The 24891-nt window shown below is 58.6% G+C and carries 22 protein-coding genes; 16 read left to right on the forward strand and 6 right to left on the reverse strand.

Going from position 1 to position 24891, the window contains the following annotated elements; translation table 11 throughout:
- Nucleotides 1-21 precede the first annotated feature (21 nt).
- The 15 genes from fabZ to VN622_08350 all read left to right on the forward strand — a co-directional run bounded on the left by fabZ (nt 22) and on the right by VN622_08350 (nt 15039).
- Nucleotides 22-543 (forward strand): 3-hydroxyacyl-ACP dehydratase FabZ, encoded by a 522-nt coding sequence (fabZ, locus tag VN622_08280; GenBank protein HWR35847.1) that lies wholly within the window; start codon nt 22-24, stop codon nt 541-543.
- Nucleotides 544-564: 21 nt separating this feature from the next.
- A complete protein-coding gene (gene lpxA / locus VN622_08285; protein HWR35848.1) occupies nt 565-1341 on the forward strand; it encodes an acyl-ACP--UDP-N-acetylglucosamine O-acyltransferase in 777 nt (258 codons plus the stop codon).
- A 39-nt stretch (nt 1342-1380) separates the two neighbouring features.
- Nucleotides 1381-1740: a four helix bundle protein gene (locus tag VN622_08290; GenBank protein ID HWR35849.1), complete on the forward strand. Its 360-nt coding sequence runs from the start codon at nt 1381-1383 to the stop codon at nt 1738-1740.
- A 67-nt stretch (nt 1741-1807) separates the two neighbouring features.
- Nucleotides 1808-2647, forward strand: a complete 840-nt coding sequence (lpxI, locus tag VN622_08295; protein HWR35850.1) for a UDP-2,3-diacylglucosamine diphosphatase LpxI — start codon at nt 1808-1810, stop codon at nt 2645-2647.
- Between the two features lie 55 nt (nt 2648-2702).
- The gene (locus tag VN622_08300) at nt 2703-3776 is read left to right on the forward strand and encodes a Gfo/Idh/MocA family oxidoreductase (GenBank protein HWR35851.1); all 1074 of its coding nucleotides are present in this window, start codon (nt 2703-2705) and stop codon (nt 3774-3776) included.
- 256 nt (nt 3777-4032) lie between these two features.
- Nucleotides 4033-5097, forward strand: coding sequence for a TonB family protein (locus tag VN622_08305; GenBank protein HWR35852.1), 1065 nt, complete (start codon nt 4033-4035; stop codon nt 5095-5097).
- Between the two features lie 50 nt (nt 5098-5147).
- The gene (locus VN622_08310) at nt 5148-5312 is read left to right on the forward strand and encodes a hypothetical protein (GenBank protein HWR35853.1); all 165 of its coding nucleotides are present in this window, start codon (nt 5148-5150) and stop codon (nt 5310-5312) included.
- Nucleotides 5312-6268: a tRNA (adenosine(37)-N6)-dimethylallyltransferase MiaA gene (gene miaA / locus VN622_08315; protein HWR35854.1), complete on the forward strand. Its 957-nt coding sequence runs from the start codon at nt 5312-5314 to the stop codon at nt 6266-6268. The genes VN622_08310 and miaA overlap by 1 nt, the downstream gene beginning before the upstream one ends.
- 317 nt (nt 6269-6585) lie before the next feature.
- Complete coding sequence (locus tag VN622_08320) at nt 6586-8433, forward strand: glycoside hydrolase family 3 protein (GenBank protein HWR35855.1); 1848 nt, start codon at nt 6586-6588, stop codon at nt 8431-8433.
- 10 nt (nt 8434-8443) lie between these two features.
- The gene (locus VN622_08325) at nt 8444-9052 is read left to right on the forward strand and encodes a hypothetical protein (protein ID HWR35856.1); all 609 of its coding nucleotides are present in this window, start codon (nt 8444-8446) and stop codon (nt 9050-9052) included.
- 335 nt (nt 9053-9387) lie between these two features.
- Nucleotides 9388-10017 carry a hypothetical protein gene (locus VN622_08330; protein HWR35857.1) on the forward strand — a complete coding sequence of 210 codons (630 nt, stop codon included), beginning with the start codon at nt 9388-9390 and terminating at the stop codon, nt 10015-10017.
- Between the two features lie 94 nt (nt 10018-10111).
- Nucleotides 10112-10687 (forward strand): bifunctional pyr operon transcriptional regulator/uracil phosphoribosyltransferase PyrR, encoded by a 576-nt coding sequence (gene pyrR, locus VN622_08335; protein HWR35858.1) that lies wholly within the window; start codon nt 10112-10114, stop codon nt 10685-10687.
- A 2-nt stretch (nt 10688-10689) separates the two neighbouring features.
- The gene (locus VN622_08340) at nt 10690-11601 is read left to right on the forward strand and encodes an aspartate carbamoyltransferase catalytic subunit (GenBank protein ID HWR35859.1); all 912 of its coding nucleotides are present in this window, start codon (nt 10690-10692) and stop codon (nt 11599-11601) included.
- The gene (locus VN622_08345) at nt 11598-12890 is read left to right on the forward strand and encodes a dihydroorotase (GenBank protein HWR35860.1); all 1293 of its coding nucleotides are present in this window, start codon (nt 11598-11600) and stop codon (nt 12888-12890) included. The genes VN622_08340 and VN622_08345 overlap by 4 nt, the downstream gene beginning before the upstream one ends.
- 157 nt (nt 12891-13047) lie before the next feature.
- Nucleotides 13048-15039: a RecQ family ATP-dependent DNA helicase gene (locus tag VN622_08350; GenBank protein ID HWR35861.1), complete on the forward strand. Its 1992-nt coding sequence runs from the start codon at nt 13048-13050 to the stop codon at nt 15037-15039.
- Nucleotides 15040-15263: 224 nt separating this feature from the next.
- On the opposite strand, the gene VN622_08355 is transcribed toward VN622_08350, so the two are convergent.
- From VN622_08355 to VN622_08365, 3 genes are all read right to left on the reverse strand, one after another.
- Nucleotides 15264-16478 (reverse strand): glycine C-acetyltransferase, encoded by a 1215-nt coding sequence (locus VN622_08355; GenBank protein ID HWR35862.1) that lies wholly within the window; start codon nt 16476-16478, stop codon nt 15264-15266.
- A 356-nt stretch (nt 16479-16834) separates the two neighbouring features.
- Nucleotides 16835-17887, reverse strand: a complete 1053-nt coding sequence (tdh, locus tag VN622_08360; GenBank protein HWR35863.1) for an L-threonine 3-dehydrogenase — start codon at nt 17885-17887, stop codon at nt 16835-16837.
- Nucleotides 17888-18423: 536 nt separating this feature from the next.
- A complete protein-coding gene (locus VN622_08365; protein ID HWR35864.1) occupies nt 18424-20604 on the reverse strand; it encodes an alkaline phosphatase family protein in 2181 nt (726 codons plus the stop codon).
- A gap of 189 nt (nt 20605-20793) precedes the next feature.
- Between VN622_08365 and VN622_08370 the strand changes: the two genes are divergently transcribed.
- On the forward strand, nt 20794-21195 hold the full coding sequence (locus tag VN622_08370) for a MerR family transcriptional regulator (GenBank protein ID HWR35865.1): 402 nt from the start codon (nt 20794-20796) through the stop codon (nt 21193-21195).
- Nucleotides 21196-21241: 46 nt separating this feature from the next.
- On the opposite strand, the gene VN622_08375 is transcribed toward VN622_08370, so the two are convergent.
- The 3 genes from VN622_08375 to VN622_08385 form a co-directional block, all read right to left on the reverse strand.
- Complete coding sequence (locus tag VN622_08375; GenBank protein ID HWR35866.1) at nt 21242-21982, reverse strand: hypothetical protein; 741 nt, start codon at nt 21980-21982, stop codon at nt 21242-21244.
- A gap of 122 nt (nt 21983-22104) precedes the next feature.
- Nucleotides 22105-23208, reverse strand: a complete 1104-nt coding sequence (locus tag VN622_08380) for an MBL fold metallo-hydrolase (protein HWR35867.1) — start codon at nt 23206-23208, stop codon at nt 22105-22107.
- 824 nt (nt 23209-24032) lie between these two features.
- Nucleotides 24033-24854 carry a hypothetical protein gene (locus VN622_08385; protein ID HWR35868.1) on the reverse strand — a complete coding sequence of 274 codons (822 nt, stop codon included), beginning with the start codon at nt 24852-24854 and terminating at the stop codon, nt 24033-24035.
- Nucleotides 24855-24891 lie beyond the last annotated feature (37 nt).

Here is a 24891-nt window from a genome sequence, read left to right on the forward strand (position 1 = left end):
TCGATTCCGACTGGATTTCTCATGACTGACACCACGAACCTCCCCACGGAAAACGCGGCCACCGCGACACCGACGACGCTGGACATCAACGATATCCAGCAAATCCTTCCGCACCGCTATCCGCTGCTGCTCATCGATCGCGTCATCGACATGACGCGATGCAAGCGTATTGTTGCCATCAAGAACGTCACCGTCAATGAACCGTTCTTTACCGGACACTTTCCCGGTTATCCCATTATGCCCGGCGTGCTCATTGTGGAAGCCATTGCGCAAGCCGGTGCAGCGCTATTGCTCACCGAGATTCCGGATCGCAAAAGCAAACTGATGTTCTTCGCGGGCATCGAGCGCGCCAAGTTTCGCAAGCCCGTCGTGCCTGGCGACCAGCTACGCATTGAGGTTGACGTCATCGTGTGGCGAAGCACCGCCGTAAAGATGCAGGGCAAAGCCTACGTTGACGGCAAACTCGCGTGTGAAGCCATTGTCACCTGCCAGCTTGTAAACCGACCGGACAAGCCGAACGCTGAACGCCCCAGGGCCACGTAACTATAAACGGATAACATCGAAATGAGTATTCACCCAAGCGCCGTCGTCGATCCTTCAGCCAAAGTTCCGGCTTCTTGCCGCATCGGACCGTTCTGCTTCGTGGGACCGAACGTGGAGATGGGCGAAGAGTGCGAACTGATATCGCACGTCGTGCTGCAAGGCCCCACCACCATGGGCAGCCACAACCGTGTCTTCCCATTCTCCACCCTGGGAGTCGGCCCGCAAGACCTCACGTACAGCGGACAACCAACGCGCCTTGAGATCGGCGACCACAACGAGATACGCGAATACGTCACCATCCATCGCGGCACCGTGAAAGGCGGTGGACTGACGCGCCTTGGCAACCACGCGCTCATCATGGCCTACGCGCACATCGCCCACGACTGCTTCATCGGCGATAACGTCATCATGGCCAATGCGGCCACACTCGCCGGTCACGTAACAATCGAGGACTGGGCCGTTGTCGGTGCCCTCTGTCCCGTCCATCAGTTCGTCCGCGTCGGCAAGCACGCATACATCGGCGGCGGGACTACGATCACCCAGGACGTCCTTCCATTTTCGAAGACGAGCGCTGTGCGCGATGTCCACGCCTATGGCGCGAACTACGTCGGCCTCGAACGTCGAGGTTTTTCGAGTGACCGCGTCCGCAAGATTCAGCGCGCTTTCCGCATCCTGCTGGCTTCCAAGCTGAACACAACACAGGCAATCGAACGCATCCGCTCCAACGGCGACTTAAGCGAGGAAGTAGAGATGCTCCTCCGCTTCATCGAGAGCTCCGAGCGCGGAGTGCTGAAGTAGGCAAGACAGTTGCCGGTTCCCGGTTGTCAGTTGCCAGTTATGGGTAAAAGCTACAGAGATCTACTCGCTTGGCAGAAAGCCATGGACTTCGCCGAACAGGTTTACGGCGCAACCGAGCAATTCCCGCCGCGCGAGACCTATGGACTGACCTCGCAACTGCGTCGCGCTGCAGTTTCCGTCCCGAGCAACATCGCTGAGGGCCAGGGAAGAAGAACATCTGCTGACTTCGTACACTTTTTGAGTAACGCAAGAGGGTCACTCATGGAGGTGGAGACACAGTTGATGCTTGCACGGAGATTGCGTTTCGTATCTGATGAGCGCTGCACCGACCTGCTTAACATGGCAGGCGAAATTGGCCGAATGTTGAACGGACTTATGAACTCATTGCGCGCGAAGTGACGTAAGGTCTGGCAACACTCGACCGGTTTTCTCCTGGCAACTGGCGACTGGCGACCAGCAACTAGCTATGTCAAAGCTTGGACTCATCGCGGGAAATGGCAAGTTCCCCTTCCTCGTTCTGGAAGCGGCGAAGGCGCGCGGTTACGAAGTCGTAGTCGCTGCAATCAAGGAAGAGACTTTTCCTGAGATCGAGAAGCACGGCGCTTTGGCCGTTCACTGGCTCTCGCTCGGCGAACTCTCGAGGCTGATCGACACCTTCAGGCGTGAAGGCATTACCGAAGCCGTGATGGCCGGGCAAGTAAAGCACAAGCAAATCTTCAGCAGCATCCGTCCTGATTGGAAATTGGCGAAGTTGCTCATGTCGCTCGCCACGCGTAACACGGACGCGCTTATCGGCGCCGTCGCCAAGGTGCTCGCCGATGAGGGCATTCACCTCATGAATTCCACGGCCCTGCTTGAGCCTTTGCTCGCAAAGCCAGGGGTGCTGACCCGGCGGGCGCCCACGGACCAGGAGCAGACGAACATCACCTACGGTCGCGCCGTCGCGCAACACGTCGCGCGCTTCGATATTGGACAGACCGTCGTCATCGCAGAAGCCGCCTGCGTTGCGATTGAAGCCATGGAGGGCACAGACGCCGCCATCCTGCGCGCCGGAGAACTTATGGCCACGCTGCGCGGAGAAGCTTCCACGTTCAGCCGCGCTCTCACCGTGGTCAAAGTCGCGAAACCGAAACAGGACATGCGCTTCGATGTTCCTGTCGTTGGCCTTTACACGATTGAGACCATGAAGCGCGCTGGCGCAAGCTGTCTCGCCCTGGAAGCCCAGCGCTGCCTCGTGCTCGACGGCGATGCCGTGTACCGTGCCGCCGACGAAGCCGGCATCGCCATCGTCGCCGACCCTGTCTAGGCTTTCCCCCAGCGCTTACGTCTGCGACAATCGATGGTTCGCGAAAGAGGCCTCTGTGCAATCATCCAAAACCATTCGCGTTGCCGTCATCGGCGTCGGCTCTTTCGGGCGCAACCACGCCCGCGTCTATCACCAGCTTCAGCAGGAGTCGCAGAAGGCCGCGTCAGCACCAACGGCATCATTACCTCCGGCACCAGCACCACGGATCGAACTTGCGGCTATTGTAGATGCCAATCCGGAGCGTGCCACCGAAGTCGCTCGCGAGTTCGGCGCACAACCGTTCACGTCCATCGAACAGATGCTTCGGGCCACGACCATCGACGCCGCCTCTGTGGCAGTGCCTACCATCGCGCACCTCGAAGCTGCCTCTGCCCTGATGAATGCCGGCGTGGACGTGCTCATCGAGAAGCCGATCGCCGCCTCGCGCGAGCAGGCGGATGAGCTCATCTCAATCGCCAAGCGCACCGGGTGCATCGCACAGGTCGGCCAGCTCGAACGCTTTAATCCAGCCGTTCGCGCAACCATGCCGTTCATCACGAATCCCATGTTTTTCGAAGTGCACCGGCTCAGCATTTTCACGCCGCGCTCACTCGACGTGGACGTTGTGCTCGACCTGATGATTCACGATCTCGACGTCGTGCTTTCGCTCGTCAACTCGCCGGTAAGCGAAATTCGCGCGGTCGGCCTGCCCGTGCTCACCAACAAGGTAGATATCGCCAATGTGCGCGTGCAGTTCGAATCCGGCTGTGTGGCGAACTTCACCGCCAGCCGCGTCAGCACGGAACGCGTACGCAAGCTGCGCTTCTTCCAGCCCCATCAGTATGTCTCGCTCGACTACTCGCGCCGCGATGTGTTCATGCTCACAGTGAAGCCCATCGGTGCAGCAGCTTCCGCATCGTCGGAATTCACCATGCCCGACATTGTCCCGTCCAAGCCTGAGGTTGTCGCCGAAGAGCCGCTGCTTGCCGAACTACGCAGCTTCCTGCACGCGGTCGATACGCGAACAGCGCCCCTTGTTCCTCTGGAAGATGGACGTCGCGCACTGGCCCTTGCGCTCGACGTGCTCTCGGCCATTGAGGAACATAGCCGTAGAGCTAATCTCGATTCAATCATTCACGCGAAGGCTTGACTGAAGTGCGTCAGGTTAACACCTGAGTTGTACGTGTAATTGAGAAGCTAGTACCAACGATTGGGCGGGTGACGCGCCCCATGACGACGCCAGAAATGAGAGAATATCCACAGCAACAGCTTGTGGCACTGTGTGTTTGTAATATTCAAAGGTGCGCCGCTTGCCGTGAGGTTCGTTACCAACTTCGTGCGACGCCGTTAGTGCCCTACGCGCGTCTAACAGAAAGCAGAGACGCGAACTGACCAACTCAAGGCCGATGGCAACATTCGAGATTCCGCCTAGACCTCCTGATCCCGGCCAGCCCGGTTCCGATCACCTCCGCCGTTCCGGAGATGAAGCTGCGGAATTCGCGCCCGTGCTGCTCAGCCAGCTACAGGATGATCTCGCGCGTTCGCGCATGCGCGAAGCCTTTTGGATCTCGGTAGTCGTTCACATCCTCCTCGTGCTGACGATAGCTCTTGCGCCCAAATACATGCCGCACCGCGGCTACGTTCAGGTCGCCACCGCCGAGGATCTTCTGCGGAACAAGGAACTCACGTATCTGGAGTTGCCGTCCGATCAACAGGCGCCTCCGCCTAAGCCGCCAGACACGAAGTTCATGTCTGACAAGAATCGCATTGCTACATCGCGAGCGCCGCAACTCGACAAGAAGACACTGGAAGACCTGCGCCCGAGTCCGCCACCCGGACCTCCGGGGCCGCCTGAACCACAGCAGAGTGCGCGTGCGACTCCGGCCGCTCCCCCACCTCAGGGAGGCCAACAGGCAGCGCAGCAGCCGGGTGGCACGCCTTCGGCCAATTCGAACTCTCCATTCACCGCCCCGGCAAATGCTGCCAAGCCGAACCCGTTCGGTGGCGCTATGTCCGCAGGCACATCGATCGCCGAAGCCGCACGTAACAGCGCTCGCGCCGGATACGGCGGCGCTGCCGGTGACTTCGGAATCGGCCCCGCTGGTTCCCCCGGTAAGATCCGCAGCAACATGGACGTGCTCAGCGACACTATGGGCGTCGACTTCGGCCCTTACCTCTCGCGCGTTCTACAGGCGGTTCGCATGAACTGGTATACGTTGATTCCTGAAGTTGCGCGCGCGCCGTTGATGAAAAGAGGAAAGTCTTCGATTGAGTTCGCAATCCTGAAAGACGGTCGCGTTGCAGGTATGCGTATGGTCGGTCCGTCTGGCGACGTTTCCCTCGACCGCGCCGCCTGGGGCGGCATTACGGCTTCCAATCCGTTCCCGCCATTGCCCGGCGAGTTCCACGGACCTTACCTGGCGCTGCGCTTCCACTTCTATTACAACCCCGACAAAAATGACATGCAGTAACGCCGCTGTATCAAATCTCTACTGATTCAACTGACAGACGAGCCGCTACAATGTGCGTCGTGGAATCTGAGCAGGCCAAACCGCAGTCGCAAACACCTGTGCCGACGCGTCCCCCGGTTGACCCGGCCGTCGTGGGCCTGCTCGTTCTCGCAGTCGTCTTGTTCCTCTACATGATCGTTCGCTACTTCCGCGTCATCCCGTGGAGCGCGCGCTGATGGAGACGACGGCTTCACCGCAGCATCCTCTCGTCGTAATTCTTGGCCCGACCGCCAGCGGAAAGACATCTCTCTCTATCGCGCTGGCACGCCGATTCGGTGGCGAGATCGTGAACTGCGACTCCGTTGCCATCTATCGCGAGCTCGAGATAGGCACCGCCAAGCCCGACGGCCTCGAACGCTCGCTCGCGCCGCACCATCTCCTGGACATCGCGCTGCCCACGCAGGGATTCACCGCCGGCGAGTACGCCCGCATGGCTCGCTCCGTTCTCGGCGAGATCGCCTCGCGCGGAGCACTGCCTATCGTCGTCGGCGGCACCGGACTCTATCTGCGCGCACTACTTGAAGGACTCTTTCCCGGCCCCCAGCGCTCGGACGAACTCCGCGAACGCCTTCGCCACCGCGAGCGACAGAAGGGTTCCGTGCATCTTCATCGAGTGCTGTGGCGACTCGATCCGAAGTCTGCGTCAAACATCCACCCGAACGATGCACCGAAGATCATCCGGGCCATCGAGGTCTGCCTGGCGGCCAAGCGGCCCATGAGCGAACTACTGCAACAACAGGCGCGCGACCCGCTGCTCGGCTTCCGAATCCTGCGCCTCGGCCTCGATCCTGCGCGCGAAGCGCTCTATTCGCGCATCAACGACCGGGCCAGGCAGATGTTCGAGCGCGGCCTCGTCGAAGAAACTCGCAATCTGCTTGCCAGATACGGCGGCCCCGACGTCGCGCCACCGCTCGGCTCGCTCGGCTACAAGCAGGCCACCGCCTTCCTGAACGGAGGACTCACGCTCGAGCAGGCCGTAACCGCCGCGCAGCAGGGCCATCGCAATTACGCCAAACGTCAGATGACGTGGTTCCGCCGCGAACCCGATGTCCATTGGCTACGCGGCTTCGGCAACGATGCAGAAGTTGCAAACGAGAGCATCGCGTTGGTGGAGAGCTTTGTGACGGCATAGACGGTCGCCCACACCCCTTGTCTTCCTGAGCTGCCGAGTTCGCTTGTCTTGAGCGGAGCGAAGCAGTCGCGGAGTTGAAGAACCCCTATGGTCAGCACTGAGCTGGCCATAGGTGTTTCGACTCGGACTTGGGCAATCACTCAGGAGGACAGATTTATTCCTGCTCAGTAGCTCAGTAGCTTAGCGACTCAGCGGCGGAGTTCATTGAACGCTGTCTCGTTTCGCTGCGCTGCACAGATTTCCGCACCTACACTCGCCTCTGCTCTGCTATCGTGCTCCCGATGCGGAAACGTCTGCGGAAACGTCTTGTCCTCATATTGTTCTTACTGGTTTCGCTCGGCACCGCTAAAGATCGCTTTCAGGCAGCCAGCCCCATTCACCTCGACCGCGATGGCGAGCGCTGGGCCGAGCGCACATTGCGCAAACTTTCGCTCGAAGAGAAGGTCGGCCAATTGTTCATGGTCAGGGCGCGCGTCGAGTTCTATAACGTTGCCAGCCCTGATTACCGGCAACTGCGCGAGAATATGCGCAAGTACCACATTGGTTCCTTCCTGGTGACGGTCACCGCTGAAGGGCCTTTCCTTTACCGCAACCAGCCCTACGAAGCGGCCATGCTCGCCAACTCGTTGCAGCGCGACTCCGAACTGCCGCTGATCTTCGCTGCCGATTTCGAACGCGGCCTCTACATGCGCCTGAACGGCACAACCGGATTCCCGCACGCGATGGCGTTTGGCGCGACGGGCAACAAAGATTACGCATTCGCCTTCGGCAAGATCACGGCCGAGGAAGCGCGCGCTATCGGCATCCACTGGAACTTCTATCCCAACGCGGACCTTAACTCGAATCCCGCCAATCCCATCATCAACACGCGCTCGTTCGGCGAAGAGCCGCGACAGGTCAGCGAATTGGTGAATGCCTACATCGCGGGCGCGCGCGGCGCGGGAATGCTGACCACCGTCAAGCATTTCCCCGGCCACGGCGATACCGACGCCGACACCCACCTCGCCCTCGCACGCGTCGGCACAACACGCGAGCATCTTGAGAGCATCGAGCTCGTTCCTTTCCGTAACGCCATCAACGCCGGGGTGGACGCCGTCATGGTCGCGCACGTCACCGTACCCGCGTTGGAGCCCGACCCGAATCGCGTCGCGACCGTTTCCCGCAACGTCATCACTGGGCTGCTGAAGCAGCAATTGGGTTTCAATGGCATCGTGATCACAGACGCCATGGACATGAATGGCCTCATGCGCCTCTTCCCGTCCGAAACGCCGGCAGCCAGCGCCGGGCGAGCAGCTGTGGAGGCCATTAAGGCGGGCAATGACATGATCCTGATCCCGTCCGACCTCGATGGTGCCTACAACGGAGTCCTTGCTGCCGTCCGCCGTGGCGAAATCCCGGAGACCCAGATCGACGCGTCGGTGTTGAAGCTTCTCCGCGCCAAGGCCGCAGTCGGCCTGCACCGTGGTCGTTTCGTCGATATCGATGCGATGTCCAGCCTGATTGCCCGGCCGGAGAACCTTGCAGTGGCGAAGCGAGTTGCAGAGGACGCCGTCACCCTCGTCCGCTACACCGGGCAATTTCTTCCGTTGCGTCCGTCTGGAACCACCGCTCCCGCTCTTGCGTATAAGAATACGGAGGAGACGCGCAACCGCGTCGTAGCCATCGTGTTCTCAGACGACGTTCGCTCAGATTCGGGCCGCGTTTTCGAACGCCAACTTAAGCTGCGCCTGCCAGACGCGAACGTGCTCTTTGTGGACAGCCGCACCGCCGCGGGCGCCGCGCCGGTGGTGCTGGAGGCTGTGCGCCAGGCACAAACCGTCCTGGCCGCCGTGTATGTAATTCCCAGCGCCGGACGTACAGTGCGCGCTGGCGGCGCGATGAAAGCCTCTGTGGCGCTTTCCGACGTCCCCGCCGCGCTGCTGTCATCCGTTCTTCAACAGGCCGGCGAAAGGACTATGCTGCTCGCCATGGGAAACCCGTACCTTGCCGCCGACTTCCCGGCCGTGCAGAATTATCTCTGTACTTTTTCTAACGAGCCCGTTTCGGAAACGAGCGCCGTCAAGGCTTTGTTCGGCGAGATCACCATCAAAGGACGCCTGCCCGTTACCATTCCTGACGTCGCCGTGCGTGGCTCCGGGCTCGATCGCGTCGCAAATTCAAGGTAGGAGGCTTCCCATGAAGCACACGTATCGTCGCTCAACCCGCACCGGCCTGGTGCGTGCCGTTGCCCTGCTGGCCACCATCGTCAGCCTGCTGCTCCTCTCCTCCTGCAACATGCGCGTTAACAAGGGCAAGAACGGCGAAGAAAAGAAGGTGGATATCCAAACGCCCTTCGGCGGCCTCAAGGTTCGCACAGACGACGTTCAGGCCAAGGATACCGGCCTGCCGCTCTATCCAGGCGCCGTGCCCAAGCCGAAGGATGGTAACGATGACGATCACAAGGCCAACGTCAACCTGAACTTCGGCAAGTTCGGACTCAAGGTCGTCGCGCTCAGCTTCACCAGCGGCGACTCGCCCGACAAAGTTCTCGAGTTCTATCGCAACGAGATGAAGAAGTACGGCAATACGATCGAATGTAAGGGCGGCTCAACCGGAGGCTTCCGGATGAAGAAGAGCGACACCAAGGAACTCTCTTGCGAGAAAGCCGATACCAATAGCCAAACGATCGAGTTGAAGGTCGGCACCAGTGATCGCCAGCGCATCGTCGCCGTCAAACCGAACGGCAGTGGCAGCGAGTTCTCACTCGTATACGTTCAGACTCATGGCGACGAGGGAGAACTGTAGCGACTGAGCTACTAAGCTACTGAGCAAGGAACAACCTGTCTCCTGAGCGAGGGCGCAAGCCCGAGTCGAAGGATCCCTTTTGCCAGGTTCGTGGTGATGATAGGGATCGTTCGACTCCGCGACTGCGTCGCTCCGCTCAGGAAGAACAACGAAACTCCGCAGCCCAGCAGGCGGCAAGCCCAGCCACTCAGTAGCTCAGCAGCTCTTCCGCTTCCTTGCATCTTCGCCGTCCCTGCTGATACCTTCGCTTCGTGGAACACGCTTGTCACAAGTGCGGTGCAACAGTTGAAGATGGCACTCCGTTTTGTGCCCAATGTAATGCTCCGCAGATCCGCGTGAATGTATTGCTCGGCGAGGAACCTGCGACACCGCCATTGCCTCCCAGCACGCCGGATAACCTGCAGCCACCGTCCGAACCACTACGCCCCACAGAGTCGCCTCTAACTCTGCCCGCCGATATCCTCCCCGGTCGATTGAACTGGGGGCAGGCACTCCGCACGGCGCTACTGGTCGGGATTATCGCCGGCCTGATCACGATCGTGCGCAGTCCATTGCTGCTGGGCTTATGGCTGCTCGCGGCGGGAGGCATCAGCGTCGCTTTCTATCGCGCGCGAATGGCGCACCACCCCATTACGCCCGGAATCGGATTCCGCTTAGGCGCTGTGACTGGCCTGGTCGCTTTTGCCGTTAAGGCCATCGTCAGTTCCATCGGCGTGCTTGTACCCGCGAGCCGCGCTGAAATTGTGCGCCAGGTACAGGAGCAGGTTGCTGCCGCTATCGCCAACAATCCCGATCCGGCGGCGCAGGAGATGATGCGCAATATCGGTGAATGGTTGAATACTCCCGGCGGATTCGCCACCATGTTCACCATCGGCCTGCTGTTTTTGTGCCTATTCTCCACGGTCTTGGCTGGCGTAGGGGGGGCATTGGGCGCTCTCTTCGGACGCAAAGACCACGAACCTTAAAGCTGTACTCTGGCTACGCTCTTCCCACAGCGCGGCCTGCTTCGGTCTACGTAGATTTGCCCCAGTGCTTTCGAGTCGGATATCATGCGAGCTCATGAACGTTCCAGTTTCTTCTCGCCCTCCGAATCTTTGCGAAAAAGCGCAACTCATGTCGGCCTCCGAGATTGAGCGCACCCTTGTTCGGCTCGCGCACGAAATTGTCGAGAAGAACAATGGTGTCGGCAACCTAGGCCTGGTCGGGATCAAGCGACGCGGCATTCCCATTGCCGAACGCCTTGCCCGGCACATTGAACGGATCGAAAAGGCGCCCGTCCCGGTCGGGACGCTCGATATCACCTTGTACCGCGACGACCTCACCACGGTCGGCCCGAAGCCGGTTGTCGAAAAGTCGGAGATGCAGTTCGCCATCACCGGCAAAGACATCGTCATGTGCGACGACGTTCTCTACACCGGACGCACCGTCCGCGCCGCGCTCGATGCTCTCTTCGACCACGGACGCCCCCGCCGCGTGCAACTGCTCGTTCTCATTGACCGCGGACACCGCGAACTACCCATCGAAGCCACATTCGTCGGACGCCGCATCCAGACCAGCGATATCGAGATTATTGAAGTCAAATTGCAGGAAACCGATCAGTCGGAAAAGGTCCTGCTCGTAGAACGCCAAGACTAACCATGACCACCAGCTCGCGCTCCCTGCTTGCAATAGAGCCTATGGAGCCGAAGCAGATTGTTTCCCTGCTTCGGCTTGCGAAACGAATGCATTACGAAAAGCCACGCAATATTCTGCGTGGCCGTCGCGTGGTTTTACTTTTCTACGAGGCGTCCACTCGTACCCGCGTTTCGTTTGAATTCGCAGCCAAGGCTCTCGGCGCAACGACGGCGGTCGTCAGCGCAACTGCTTCCAGCATCGAAAAGGGCGAATCGCTCCTCGATACCGGCGCCACCCTCCGAGCCCTCGGCGCCGATGCCATCGTCATTCGCCATCCTTCGTCCGGCGCGCCGGGCCTGCTCGCCCGCAATCTCGATATCCCGATCATCAATGCCGGCGACGGCATGCACGAGCATCCCTCGCAGGGACTGCTCGATGCCTTCACCATCCTTGAGCACAAGGGTGATCTGCACGGGCTGCGCGTTACGATCGTCGGCGACGTCTTTCACAGCCGTGTCGCCCGCTCCGATGTCCATCTGCTCAGCAAATTTGGCGCGAAGATCACCTTGTGTGGGCCGCCAGCGCTCGTCCCGGACAATGCACTCGCGCTTGCGCCCGGCATTCGCATCAGCCAGAACCTCGATGAAAGCCTGCACGGAGCCGATGTAGTCATCCTGCTCCGCGTGCAGAAAGAACGTCTGCAAGGCCTTGAACTCGACGTGCACGAATACACAGTTAATTATCAGCTCACCCGCGAGCGGCTGCGCCTTGCGCGCCGCGGAGTTATCGTGCTCCACCCCGGCCCCATCATGCGAGGCATGGAACTCACCGACGACATAGCCGACGGTTCTCAGAACGTCATTCTCGATCAGGTTCGTAACGGCGTCAGCGTGCGTATGGCCATTCTTGCTTACGCCCTCGGAGGTGCTCGATGACCAGCCGCGAAAGCATTCTTATCCGTCGCGGGCGCGTCATTGATCCGGCGCAAAAGCTCGACGCCGAGATGGACATCGTCCTGAGCGACGCGCGCGTGACCCAGATTGGTCTGCCGGGCAGCCTTCGCGGCACTCCCGATCATGTCATCGACGCGCACGGCCTCGTCGTCACGCCCGGTCTCGTCGATCTCCACGTTCATCTGCGCCAGCCCGGCCAGGGATACAAGGAGACGATCGCCAGCGGTACCGCTGCGGCAGCGGCAGGCGGCTTCACTTCCGTCTGTCCCATGCCCAACACCACGCCCGTCAATGACCTTCCCGAAACCACAGCGTGGATGCAACATCCGGAACGCGGCGCACTCGTTAACGTCTTCCCGATAGCCGCCGCCACTCAGGGCAGTGAAGGCCGAGTGCTCACCGACTTCCGCAAACTGAAACTTGCTGGCGCTGTCGCAATCAGCGATGACGGCAAGCCGATTCTCGATGACGGCCTGATGCGTCGTGCGCTCGTGCTCGCCCACGAAGTGGGTCTGCCTGTCATCCAGCACGCCGAAGACACCCGCCTCACCGCGGGCCGGCCCATGAATCTTGGCCCCACGTCGTTCCGTCTAGGCCTGCGTGGGCAGCCAGCTTCGGCCGAAGCTCGCGTCGTTGAACGCGACATTGCACTCGCCGCCGAAACGGGAGCGCATCTTCACATCGCCCACATCTCCACCGCTGAAGCGCTCCAAGCCGTGCGCAAGGCGAAGCGCGCTGGAGTGCAGGTAACGTGCGAAGTGGCACCGCACCACTTCCTCTTCATTGACGAGGATATTGGCGACTACAACACGAACTTGAAGATGAATCCGCCGCTGCGCTCCGCGGCCGATCGCGAAGCCATGCTTGCCGGAATCGCGGACCGTACCATCGACGCCATCGCAACCGACCACGCCCCGCATGCGCGTTATGAGAAGAACGTCGAGTTTGACCGCGCGGCTTACGGCATTACCGGCCTGGAAGTTGCGCTCGCCTTGGCCATTACGCGCCTGCATCGCGTGAAAGGCGTGCCGCTGTCGCACATAGTGGCTCTGCTCTCAACCAATCCGGCGCGCATCATCGCCCGTAGTGGCCGAGGCACGCTGGCCAAGGGCTCATACGCAGACGTAACGATCTTCGATCCGAAGAAGCGCTGGACCTACGACGTTTCGAAATCGCGATCACTTTCCCGCAACTGCCCATACGATGGCATACACCTCTACGGCAAAGTCATGTACACCATCGTCGCCGGAGAAATGATTTACGGCGGATAAACAGACAGCAGACGTTGGACATCGACCTCGGACGTCTGCCGTTGGACATCAGACGTCAGAAAGCCGCCTGCCGACTGAGGTCTGACGTCTGCCGTCTGAGTGCTAACTAAATTTTCTTCGCTACTCCTTTTCCAATTACAGTTGTACTTCGGGCCTCATGGATACTCTCACCCACAAGCTGAACTCCGTTTTCGGCATTTCCGCTTTTCGCCCTGCGCAACGCGAAGTCATACAGGACCTGCTTGCCGGTCATGACGTCGTCTGCGTCATGCCGACAGGTGCGGGTAAGAGTTTGTGTTTCCAGCTTCCGGCGGTCGTTACCGGCGGACTCACCATCATCATCTCGCCGTTGATTTCACTGATGGCCGATCAGTCCGCTCAGTTACGACGACTCAACATCCCGGCTCTTGTGCTCAACAGTTCGCAAAGCGGCGACGAACAGCGGAGTGCGCTTTCCGCGCTGCATCGCGGCTTCACCGGGCTCCTCTACATCGCGCCCGAGCGTTTCAGCGCTCCCAGCTTTCAGTCATTGTTGCCTAAGCTTCAACCCAAGCTCTTCGCCGTGGACGAAGCGCACTGCATCAGTTCCTGGGGACACGACTTCCGCCCCGAATACGCTCGTCTCGGCGAGATGCGCCGTCAACTCGGATCAGCCCGAACCATCGCGCTCACGGCGACGGCAACACCGCTTGTGCGCGACGACATAATCAGGCAACTCGGCCTCAAGTCCCCGCGCATCCATATCACCGGCTTCGACCGTCCTAACCTCGCTTACACCTGCCAGAGGCTCGAGGACGCCGGCACCCGCAACAACGAACTCGTTAACTTCCTGCGCAAGAACACCGGCAGCGGAATTGTTTATTGCGCCACGCGCAAGGCCGTCGAACTGGTCACGACGCTCATCAGCAATCGCATACCATCGCGTCCTGTGTTTTCGTATCACGCCGGAATGGATCAGTCGGCGCGCAGTTCGAACCATAAGCGCTTCATGGAAGGCGCTGGCGCAATCGCTGTCGCCACGAACGCCTTTGGCATGGGCATCAACAAGCCTGATATTCGATTCGTCGTCCACTACAACATGCCGGGAACGGTCGAGGCCTACTACCAGGAAGCCGGCCGCGCTGGCCGCGATGGGAATCCTTCGGAGTGCATGCTCCTCTACAGCGCCTCCGATCGCCGCACGCAGGAATTTTTCATCGATAAGATTGGCGACAACAACGACGCGCTCAGCCCGCGTGCGCTGGCCTTGCTGAAAGATCACGCCCGGAAGAAGCTGGCCGCAATGACTTCTTACGTCTTCTCCGCGCGCTGTCGCCGCAAGGGCATTCTCGACTATTTTGGCGACAAGACATCCGAGGTCACGAACTGCGCTTGCGACAACTGCGCATCAGCGCGTCGGCTTGCAACGGCCACAGCCATCGCCGCCCCGGAGACAATGGCCACGCCACGCCTCCCGCGTGAAGACGTCCTCACCATCCGCAAAATTCTTTCGGCAGTCCAGCAGATCGAACGCCGAGGGGCAATGGGCGTTCACATAGTTGCCGATGTCCTCGTGGGCAGCAAGAACCGTAAGCTCCAAGATCTCGAACTTGACCAGCTACCCGCCTACGCCGCGCTGCAAGACTACAAGCAGGACGAAGTCGTTAGACTCCTGAATGCGCTTGTCGAAGAACGCCTCGTAAATCGCCGCGGCGCAAACGGCAACGCAATGCGTCCGGTCGTAACGCTCTCCGCTACGGGTATCGCCGTCACTGGCGGCCATGCTGAGCCACCATCTTCGCTTGCTCGCGCTCTGCATCGGCCGCAGACGTCTGTGCCAAGCACCAAGCCAACACAGCACTCGTACACCGCTAAGACTGCGCCGCAGTCAGCAAAACGAGACACCGTTTACGAGCCACTCGACAATGAGTACTTCGATGGCAACGAAGACGCGCGCTTCGGTCGCCTCCGCCGTGTGCGCGCCGAGCTTGCGAAGAAAGCCGGACGCCCCGCGTTCCTCATCCTGCACGACAGCACTCTCCGCGAAATCGCCCGTGTCGCCCCCAGGAACATGACCGCACTTGCAAAGGTAAAGGGCCTCGGCCCGATCAAGCTTGAGATGTTCGGCAGCGACTTACTTCGCGCCCTCTCGGACGACGAAGCCGGGTGAGTCGTGAGTCGCGAGTCGCAAGTAAGTCGTGAGTCGCGGGTCGCGAGCAACCTGTGAGCAAACAAAGAGAGCGTCATCCTGTAGCGAAGCGAAGGATCTGCTTTGTGCCGCAGCGGAAAGCAGACCAGCCTGAAGGTCAGAGAGAGCACCTACAGCTAGTGCAAAAAAGGCACGGCCGAAGCCGTGCCCAACTAAGGTCTGCCGTCCAACGTCTGCCGTCTGCCTTACAGAATTCCCATCCTCTTGCCTACGCGCTTCAGCGTCTCCAGCGCCTGGTCCAGCTCTTCGCGAGTGTGTGTCGCGGTCACAATGGTGCGGATGCGCGCTTTGCCTTCTGCCACCGTTGGGAACGCGATGCCTGTTCCCATCACGCCTTCCTTGAACAGCTCGCGCGAGAACTCCATCGTCAACTTCCCGTCACCAATAATGATCGGCGTAATCGGGGTCTCGCTCGCAGGCGTGTTCACGCCACCGATGTTGAAGCCAAGCGTTCCAAGCTCTTTCTTCCAATACTTCGTGTTGGCCCAGAGCTGCTCCATCCACTGCGGCTCGGTTTCGAGCACATCGAACGCCGCGATACACGTCGCCGCCACTGAGGGCGGATGCGAGGTCGAGAACAGAAACGGGCGAGCGCGGTGATATAGAAAGTCAATCAGATCCTTCGATCCGCAGACGTAGCCGCCCAACGCGCCAATCGCCTTCGACAACGTTCCCACCTGCACATCCACACGGCCGTGAACGTTAAAGTGGTCGATCGTGCCGCGCCCGTTGCGCCCCAACACACCCGACGAATGAGCATCGTCCACCATCATGATCGCGCCATACTTCTCCGCCACTTCGCACAATCCTGGCAGCGGACCAATGTCGCCGTCCATCGAGAAGACGCCGTCCGTGATCACCAACTTGTGTCCGGGCTGATCCTTCACGCTCGCCAACTGCTCTTCCGCGTGCTTTACGTCCTTGTGCCGGAAAACCAAAATCTTAGCTCTGGACAACCGGGCACCGTCGATGATCGACGCATGGTTCAACTCGTCGGAGATGATGTAGTCTTCCTTGCCGAGAATCGCAGAAACTGTCCCCGAGTTAGCCGTGAAGCCCGACTGGAATACGACGCACGCTTCCACGTTCTTGAAGCGTGCAATCTTCTCCTCGAGTTCCATGTGGATCTTCATCGTCCCGGCGATCGTGCGCACCGCGCCCGAACCAACACCGTACTTCCTGGTCGCAGCCAGCGCGGCTTCGCGCAGCTTTGGGTGCGTGGTCAGGCCGAGATAGTTGTTCGACGCCAGGTTGATTACCCGCTTGCCATCGAACGTGCATACCGCCGCCTGCTCATCATCAAGCACGCGCAACTTGAAGTGAGTGCCCTTTTCTCTTAGTTGGTTGAGTTGCTCCGTCAAATAGGAAAGCTGAGGACGAGTGCCAGTAGTCGTTGCCATAATTGTAAGAACCCCGCCGCAGGCGTGAATTATCGCAAAATTCAAACTCAACAGTCTAACCCTTTGCCTGCGGGGAGGGAACGAGGATGCGCCAAAATCGCATCGTGGGTGCCGAACCTATGTGTGCACCCGCACCGACCGCTTCATTGTGTCTGACTGCTGCGCCTCAGCGAACTCTCGTGATCTCCACCCAATTCCGGGCCTTAGGCGCTTCTTGCAAGGCGGCCGATGCTCGCTCGCTCGAACGTTTGCGAAATGCAAAAAGGCCGCCCAAAAAGGGCGGCCTCAAATCTCTGCTTATTAATTCCAAATCGACCGAATTTCGAATTACCCGATTACAAATTACCCGATCGTTCCTACTTCACTCCGTTCGGATACAGCAAAATCTTGCTTGCGACGCCTGAATTCAGCATATCCATGCCCTTACTGAAATCCTTCATTGGCAGGCGATCGGTGATCACCGGATGCAGATCCAGCATCCCGGCCTTCAGCAGCGCCGTCATCTGATACCACGTCTGAAACATACGACGCCCATTGATGCCCTGCACCGTCGCACCTTTGAAGATAATGTCCGTCGCCAAATTCATTTCTACCGGGCGCGAAGGGATGCCCAGCAGCGATGCCCGTCCGCCCAGGCGCAGCACATCGAATCCCAGTTTGATCGCGTCCTTGTGGCCCGCCATTTCAAGCAATACATCTACGCCCGTGCCATCCGTTTGTTCTTTGAGGATCGCCCGCACATCCTGCGTCGCAGGATCCAGCACCAGGTCGGCCTTCATTTTTTCGGCGACTTTGCGGCGATGCTCATTCACTTCGATCGCGAAAACCTTGGTCGCGCCGCACGCCTTTGCCACGGCAATGGCGAATAATCCTATTGGGCCGCATCCGCTGATAACAACCGTCTTCGTTGCGATGTCGCCTGCAAGCACCGTATGCACCGCGTTGCCAAGCGGATCGAGCAGCGACGCGTACTCCAGCGGGATCGAGGGGTCCAGTTTCCAGATGTTCGATTCGGGGATGGTTACGTACTCTGCAAAAGCACCATCGGCATCCACGCCGATGATCTTCACGTGCTGGCAGATATGCGCTTCGCCCGTGCGGCACTGGTAACACTTGCCGCAGTTCACGTGCATCTCGGCGGAAACGAAATCGCCCTCTTTCACGGTCGTAACTTCGTCGCCAACGGCTGCAACTTCGCCGCAGAACTCGTGCCCGGGAATCAGCGGCGGATGGATGCGCCCTTGCGCCCAGGGGTCCCAGTTGTAAATGTGAACGTCGGTGCCGCACACCGAGGCCACTTTCACTTTCACCAGCACCTCTGTTGGTCCAAACTTGGGAACTTTTACGTCGCGAATTTCTGCGCCGGCCTTGGCTTCGGGCTTAACAACGGCAAGCATTGTGTCAGGCATTAGGATGGCTGCTTTCTCGCCGCGCGGCTCAGGACGGGATTATCGGTCGCCGCTGGGCGTGATTACTCAGTAGGAGACTAAGTATTCTAGCACCGGGCGCTACTCACATTGTCCGCGGCAACAACCGGGTGCATCACTGCGAACTGCTCAGCGCTTTCAGATTAGAGTCAAGTGAGCAACACTTTTTTTGTCGAATTTTATTGACATAAAAGGTAAGTCACCACAAAATCTGGTGTCAGTAATCGCGCTCACACAAATTCGTGGGCTGGCGATGCAAGGAATGGGCCCTATCTAACAACCTTCAAGGGAGAAGGTTCTAGGAGGCAACACATGCCAGTAAAGAAAAAGCCAGCAAAGAAAGCCGCAAAGAAGAAAGCCAAGAAGTAGCAACCATCCACTTCAGGCCCAACCACTTCTTTCGAGTCTCCGCTTCGGCGGAGACTTTTTGTTTACGGCAGGCGGCAGACGACAGGCCTCAGACGTCAGACATTGGCGTGTAAAACAGATTGGCGCCGACTGCCTGGCGGACGAAACTCCTACGGACCTACGGGGTGTCCCGGCGACACTTCCGTTTTATGGGATAGGTCGCAGGTTGAAGCTGGCGCTGTCGGCGGTCCCAACACTTGCACCAGAGTCTTGCAGGTGGCATCGTTTGCGTCCGAGGCGTTGCACCACCAAGGCTGCTCCGGCATTGGCGGGGGCGTCATCCACGATGGATTTGCAAAATCGAAAAACTCCGACATGTCGTCTGCGGCCGCGTCTCTCGCGGTTAGCGGCGGCACGTTGAACCGCGTCTCGATCAGCTTCAAGATGGACGCAGTGGTCCGCGGAGTATGTGAAACGAAGTTCTTCTTTGCCCACGGCGACACCACGATCACCGGCGTGCGGAACCCGGAGTCCGTGAACATGTCCCACTGTCCAATATCCGTAGACAGCAGATTCGGCGGCGTGCCGTCCGGTGCAGGAACGGCGAACGGCGCTACGTGTTCGTACAGGCCGCCGCCCTCGTCGTAGGTCAATATGAATGCCCACGTTGGCCAGGCAGCGCTTGCCATCAGCGCATCGATCATCTTCTTGGTATTGAATACTCCCGGTTGCAATCCCCACTTGTTATCAGGATGCTCGTTCAGTTGCCAGCCCGCCGCCTGCTCCAGGAACACGACTTGCGGCAGCAATTGGTCTGCCTTTGGATCCGACAGGATTCTGAAATACTCCGAAATGTTGCGCACGCGCCCCTGCGAAGCCGGGTCGTTCCAGATGTCAAACTGCGCCAGGTACACGTCGCCGCTCTGGTAGTAGTAACGCCACGTCACACCTGCTTCGTTCAGCGCCTGGAATAGAGTTTTCTGCGTGTACGGCGGATGCTTCGAACTGGAGTCCGGGCGCGTAAACCCGAACGAGGTCCCGGTAAACAGATACATGCGGTTCGGTATCGTCGGGCCCATCAGCGACGCGAACCACCGGTCACTGGTTGCGAACTGCGTTGCCAGTTCGTAGTAGTACGGAATGTCGCTCTGGTCATAGTACCCCAGCGAGCGCGTGTAATGCGGGTCCACCGTCGAGTGCTGCGAGTCCTCCTGCTGCATCATCCAGAAGTCCATCCCGAATGTGCCATTCGACTTGCGGTGCGCGAAAAAGTGACTCTCGTTCCACCCCGGACTCGTCACCTCGATGCAGGTTGTCGGCGTGTGAAAGGGCTTCACCTCGTGACCGTAGTAGTCGGTGAGTACCTTGTTGACATCGATGCCATCGGCATCAGCCGGCAGGCCCTTGCTCTGCCTGTATTGCCCGAGCATGCCGAAGTAGTTATCGAACGACCGGTTCTCCTGCATGTAGAAAATGATGTGCTTCAGCGTACTCAGTCCCGCACTACCTCCAAGCACCGTGACGGTTGCCGTCGCAGTCTTTGTCGTTCCGTTCACATCTGTTGCCGTGGCCGTATAGGTCTTCGTAGTCGAGGGCGTCACGGGTGCTGAACCATTCAGATTCACCGAGCCGAGATCCGTAATAGAAACGCTGACCGCGTTCTGCGATGTCCATTCCAACGTGCTCGAACGGCCGCTGCTCACGTTGACCGGATTCGCGGCCAGCGTAATTCCCAACTGGCCGACGGCTGCGACTGTCACGGTCGCGGTTGCCGCGGCGCTTCCGCCTGCGCCAGTCACAGTCGCCGTGTAGGTTGTCGTTGATGATGGAGTGACCTTCGCGGAGCCGCTGGCCGTCGTGAACGTGCCCACGTTGTTATCAATCGTTATGGAAGTTGCATTCTGCGCGGACCACGATAGTTCCGAAGTCTGTCCGGCGTTGATCGATTCGGGCGACGCAGTGAAGGTGATGGTCGGCTTCGCGGGAGTCACACTGATTGTCACAGCCGCCTGCTTCGAACCATCAGAGTTCGTCGCAGTTGCGGTGTACGTCGTAGTCGAGAGCGGAGCGACCTGGATCGTCCCTGTCAAGTCCAGCGCGTCCTCACTCACCGGAGGCGTGATCGTCAATGACTTCGCGTTTGTTGTGCTCCAGTTCAGCGTGACCAGGTCTCCGGCCGTTGATGTCATCTTGTCGGCCGTGATGCTTACGCCCGGAAGTTGCGGATTCCCGCTGCCACCGCCAGCGTTGTCGTTGGAACTGGATGCGCTGCCGGACGAGCCGCAACCGCACGAGAGGACAACCACAGAGGCGACAGCCAAGATTAAGCAGAAGCGGAGCATCCGGAACATGCTGTTCACATGGACCACCCACAACCAATTTCAGAGTTCTTGGATTCCGAATGGGTGGTCGGAGTTGTTCCCGGACGGCGGGTCGTGGTAAAAGCAGTTACACCCGGAATGCGGTATGGCTGCGCACGGGCGCGAATGTCAGTTTCCGGAGCGAGCGCAGCGTCAAGGTCAGCGTCCCGCACACAAACCATGAGCACTGCAAAGAAAAGGCGTGTGAAGAGCCAGGCGGATGAAATCACCGTCCCTGACAAGCTCTACTTCCGCATCGGCGAGGTTGCAAAACTCAGCCGGTTGCCTGCTTACGTCCTTCGCTTCTGGGAGACCGAGTTCCCGCAGTTGAAACCATCCAAGGGCAGCACCGGCCAGCGTATGTACCGCCGACGCGATGTCGAGAATGTCCTGGTAATCAAAAAGCTTTTGTACGAAGAGGGCTACACAATCGCTGGCGCGCGAGAGAAACTGAAGGCAGACGTTCGAATCACCAGGTCTCAGCCGGTTCTGCCGTTCCCCAAGAAGGCGCCAGCCGAGAGCCTCAAACGCGTCCGTCACGGATTGAAAGAGATTCTGGAAATCCTGACTACACGCCGTTGATCGCCGCCGTGGTTCTGAGTTGCTTCGGAGCGTTCCGCCCGCATCCTTAGTCGGAAACCGCCAACTCTCCTGGCAATATCTTCCGAGTTCGTGGCAGAACGCCGCGCCGGGCAAGTGAACCGATAACAACGATGACCGCTATGAAAGCAGTGAGCATCAGGACATCGGTGAACCGGCTCTGTGGAAGCGCGACCCACAACAGCCACAGGGCAGCGTGCGCGACAGGAACCGACCAGACCGCTCCGTAGAAGTAACGGCGCTCGTCACCTTCTCCCTTGGTCGAGGCTTTGACGCGCGGCAATCTCCCCCAAAAACCGAGAAGCCACAGGCTAGCGACCATCGGCAGGTAACCCACGGCGTAGATCTGTTGCAGTCGCCACTTGCCAATCACGATCGCTCCGGCCAGTCCGCAGATATTCAGAACTGCGTAGGTGATAAGTTCACTCCAGGCGAGCGTATAGCAGATACGCCGATACAGAGGGTTCGGACGATCTTCGGTAAAGCGAAGGATGTAAGGTCTGGGCTCCACACCCGGTAACTTTCCAAATAGACCGGAAAGGGCTGTTCCCACGACAACGATGGCAAGCCAGTAGCCCATCGCGCGGTCAGCCCCATGAGCAAATAGATTGAACGTCATTGGGCCCGGCACGAGATAGAACACCACAATCCAAATCGGCCAGTGTGCAAGACGGTAGTAGAGCTTGTTGCGCACGCGAAGCTTGTGCGCGCTGGAGTATTCAACCTGGCAGGCCATTCCTGCCGGTTTACAGACTTGACCTTCACCCATGCCCACGTCCTGACGCATCGGATGGTGGTTCAGTCTTGGATGCTGTTTGCGCGTTGTTCGATAGCGTGGCAGTTCCCGCGGGTCGGGTGCCCCATGCAAGCCGACTTTGCTTGCGTGGGATTCTAATGTTGCAAGAACCATTCCCGATTTACAAAGGGCTTTCCAAGCTCGACCTTCTCTCCCGGCGCTGGAGTCACAATCTGCACGCCGGCTTTTCTGGCTGCCGCCACGGTGCGAACGATCGGCTCATCCCACGCATGGTAGCTCAGGTTGAATGTCGCCCAGTGCACGGGAAGAAACACTTTTCCTCCAAGGTCTTGATGCGCTCGAATTGCGGACTCGGGGTCCATTTGGATGTCGAGCCAGGTACTTCCATAGGCTCCGACTTTCAACACAGAGAGGTCGACGGCACCCAACCGCTTACGAGTTTCGCTGAAGTGATGGGAATAACCTGTGTCACCACTAAAGTAGAACGAGGAATGCGGCCCTCGGACCAACCATGCTGACCAAAGTGTCGAGTTATCCATCCGCTTTCGTCCCGAATAATGGCGAGCAGGGGTGCAGTTCACTTGAACACCCTTGATCTCAGCAGAGTCCCACCAATCCATCTCGTGAATTTGCTGTGCGGGTACGCTCCAACGCGCCAGATGCGCGCCAACTCCAAGAGGAACGTAGAAGTGTGTGCCTCGGGCGGCAAAGTGCTTCGTCGCCTCCATATCGAGATGATCGAAATGATCGTGCGAGATCACGACCGCATCCACTCGAGGCATCTGCTCAAGAGCGAGCGGAACCGGATGAAGCCTCTTGGGGCCGACTCCCTGGAACGGAGACGCATATTCCGAAAACACAGGGTCTGTCATAACCCGTATTCCATCGATTTCAATCAGCGTAGTCGAATGGCCAAACCAGTAGGCACGAAGTCCCGGCTCAATTTCTTCAGCAAACTGACTCGTTGTGAGCTTTACGACAGGAACTACAAATTGCGGCTTTCTCACCTGCCCCTTGGAGTAGTCCTGTAGCGTCTTCAGAAACTCCATCTCACTTTTCTGGGGAGGCGTATTCTCGAACCGGTTTTCGTGGAACTGTGGCGAATGGCGCATTCTCTCCCAGCGCGCCTCTTCGAAGCTTCCCCCGAATATCGGCATGCGGAATATGAAGATCGCGGCTACACCAAAAGCAGCAATTGCTCCAGTTGCCCAGATCAAGAGTCTCTTCAGGCTTTTCATTCGTCAGACACCCCCGCCGCCAGACCGCACCCCGTCGAAGGCGCGCTTCATTCCACAAATACGGGTTGTTCGAAGCAAGACATGACAACGGCAGCATAGACCTGGAGTCCGCCTGATGGGAATGAAATTTGGGGAAGAAACAAACTGGACCCTAAACGAAGGAGGTAGATGGTCGGCTTTTTGGCCCTTACGCCCTCGCTCGCAGGCAGCCTGACGTCAATCTCCTGCGGAAACTATCCACACAAGCAAAGGAAAACTTGCGCCCTACAGAATCTCGGACCTTGCAACAGAGAGATCGACGATGGCAAATGAAATGCCGTGATCACCTGTGCCCGAGCAACTCGGACACAGGTGTTGCCTCATTTTCTTCGAAGGCTATAAGGGGACTGATTAGTCGGTTTGAGCGAAATTTCCTCTGAAGCAGCCTTGGAATAAACCGCCGCCTCGCTTCGACCAAGCTTGTGTGCAATCAGACCAGTGGGTGTGTTATGCGTCGCAAGTTGTTCCAATCGCGTAACTTCGTTTTTCGTCCACGGCTTGTTGTTGTTCGTAGGTTTGTTGCTACTCATTCGTATCTACTCCTGCAAGCAAATGGCTTGCTTGACTTCCGGGGGAGCAAGCCCGAAAATTGGAGATGAAGCATGATTCGGGGCTTGCTCCGGGTTGAAAGTTTCGGTGACGCATATCACCGACTGGCGCTCACCATGGCCTACTTCGATGTCCCTCGAAGACATCGGAGTGGGTCTTGTTGTTTTGGCCCGAACGCACGGTGTGCATGGTGCGAGAGGCTACGCGTCTAACGTCATAACGTGACCTTTCATCAGCTACCCAACTTCCTTCCGCTCAGTTTGCCGCGCCTGTTGCGATGGCGAGGATGGTTGATCCTCCTGTAGCGACAATTCCAGAATCGCCAGTAGCCTCTTTAGGTCTCTTGCCTCGTCCCAGTCTCCCGGCAATTCCAAGTACGCCGTGCGCCCTTTACCGAGTGGAATCGAAATACGTTCCGACCGCTGTAAAGATTCTGTTGCGTGAAATGGGACCGCGCGCGCATGCGTTGTACTGCTCTGATCCTCTGTTACGTCCTTACCCGCAAAAATGCTCAGGAACGAGAACTCTGAATATGCGCGAAGCAATTCGCCCTCGCGGACGATCAAGCCAGCAGCCAGGAGAAAATCAACAATGATAGAAACTTGTGATGCATGTGAGGAGTTGCCGCCTGCGGCATTCACGAGTGTTGCAATCGACTCTTGCAATGCGAGCGGACACTCTCGCAGCCTCGGAAGCAATGCTTGCGAAAACCACGTTTTCTTAAGCGCCGGGGCGAGTTTCTCGGCAGCACGGGCATCTCGGCAATCGTGCGCTAGGCTGTAAGCAGTAACATCAAAAGTAGGTTTATAGCCTGTTCCCAAGCCTTTAGTTAGTAGGTTGGCTGCAACAAAGAATGGATTACACGTCGATACTGTCGTTGCTGCCATCCCAGCAGCTTCTGCTACCTGTTCATTAGTGACGTCCTTATTCTCCCGTCCGAGACGGGCATAAGTTCGAAGGAGAAACAGCTGCCGAGTAAAGCCGACGCGGTCGGAAGGAAACTGGAATTTGGGTTTGCTACGACCAAGCGTTCCAATCGAGTTGAGGTCAAGTGCCATCAGTTGATGATGCTAGCCCTCTTTTGAGTAATTGGCA

Source organism: Clostridia bacterium (assembly GCA_035561135.1).
In the GTDB taxonomy this organism is placed as follows: Bacteria; Acidobacteriota; Terriglobia; order Terriglobales; family Acidobacteriaceae; genus DATMYA01.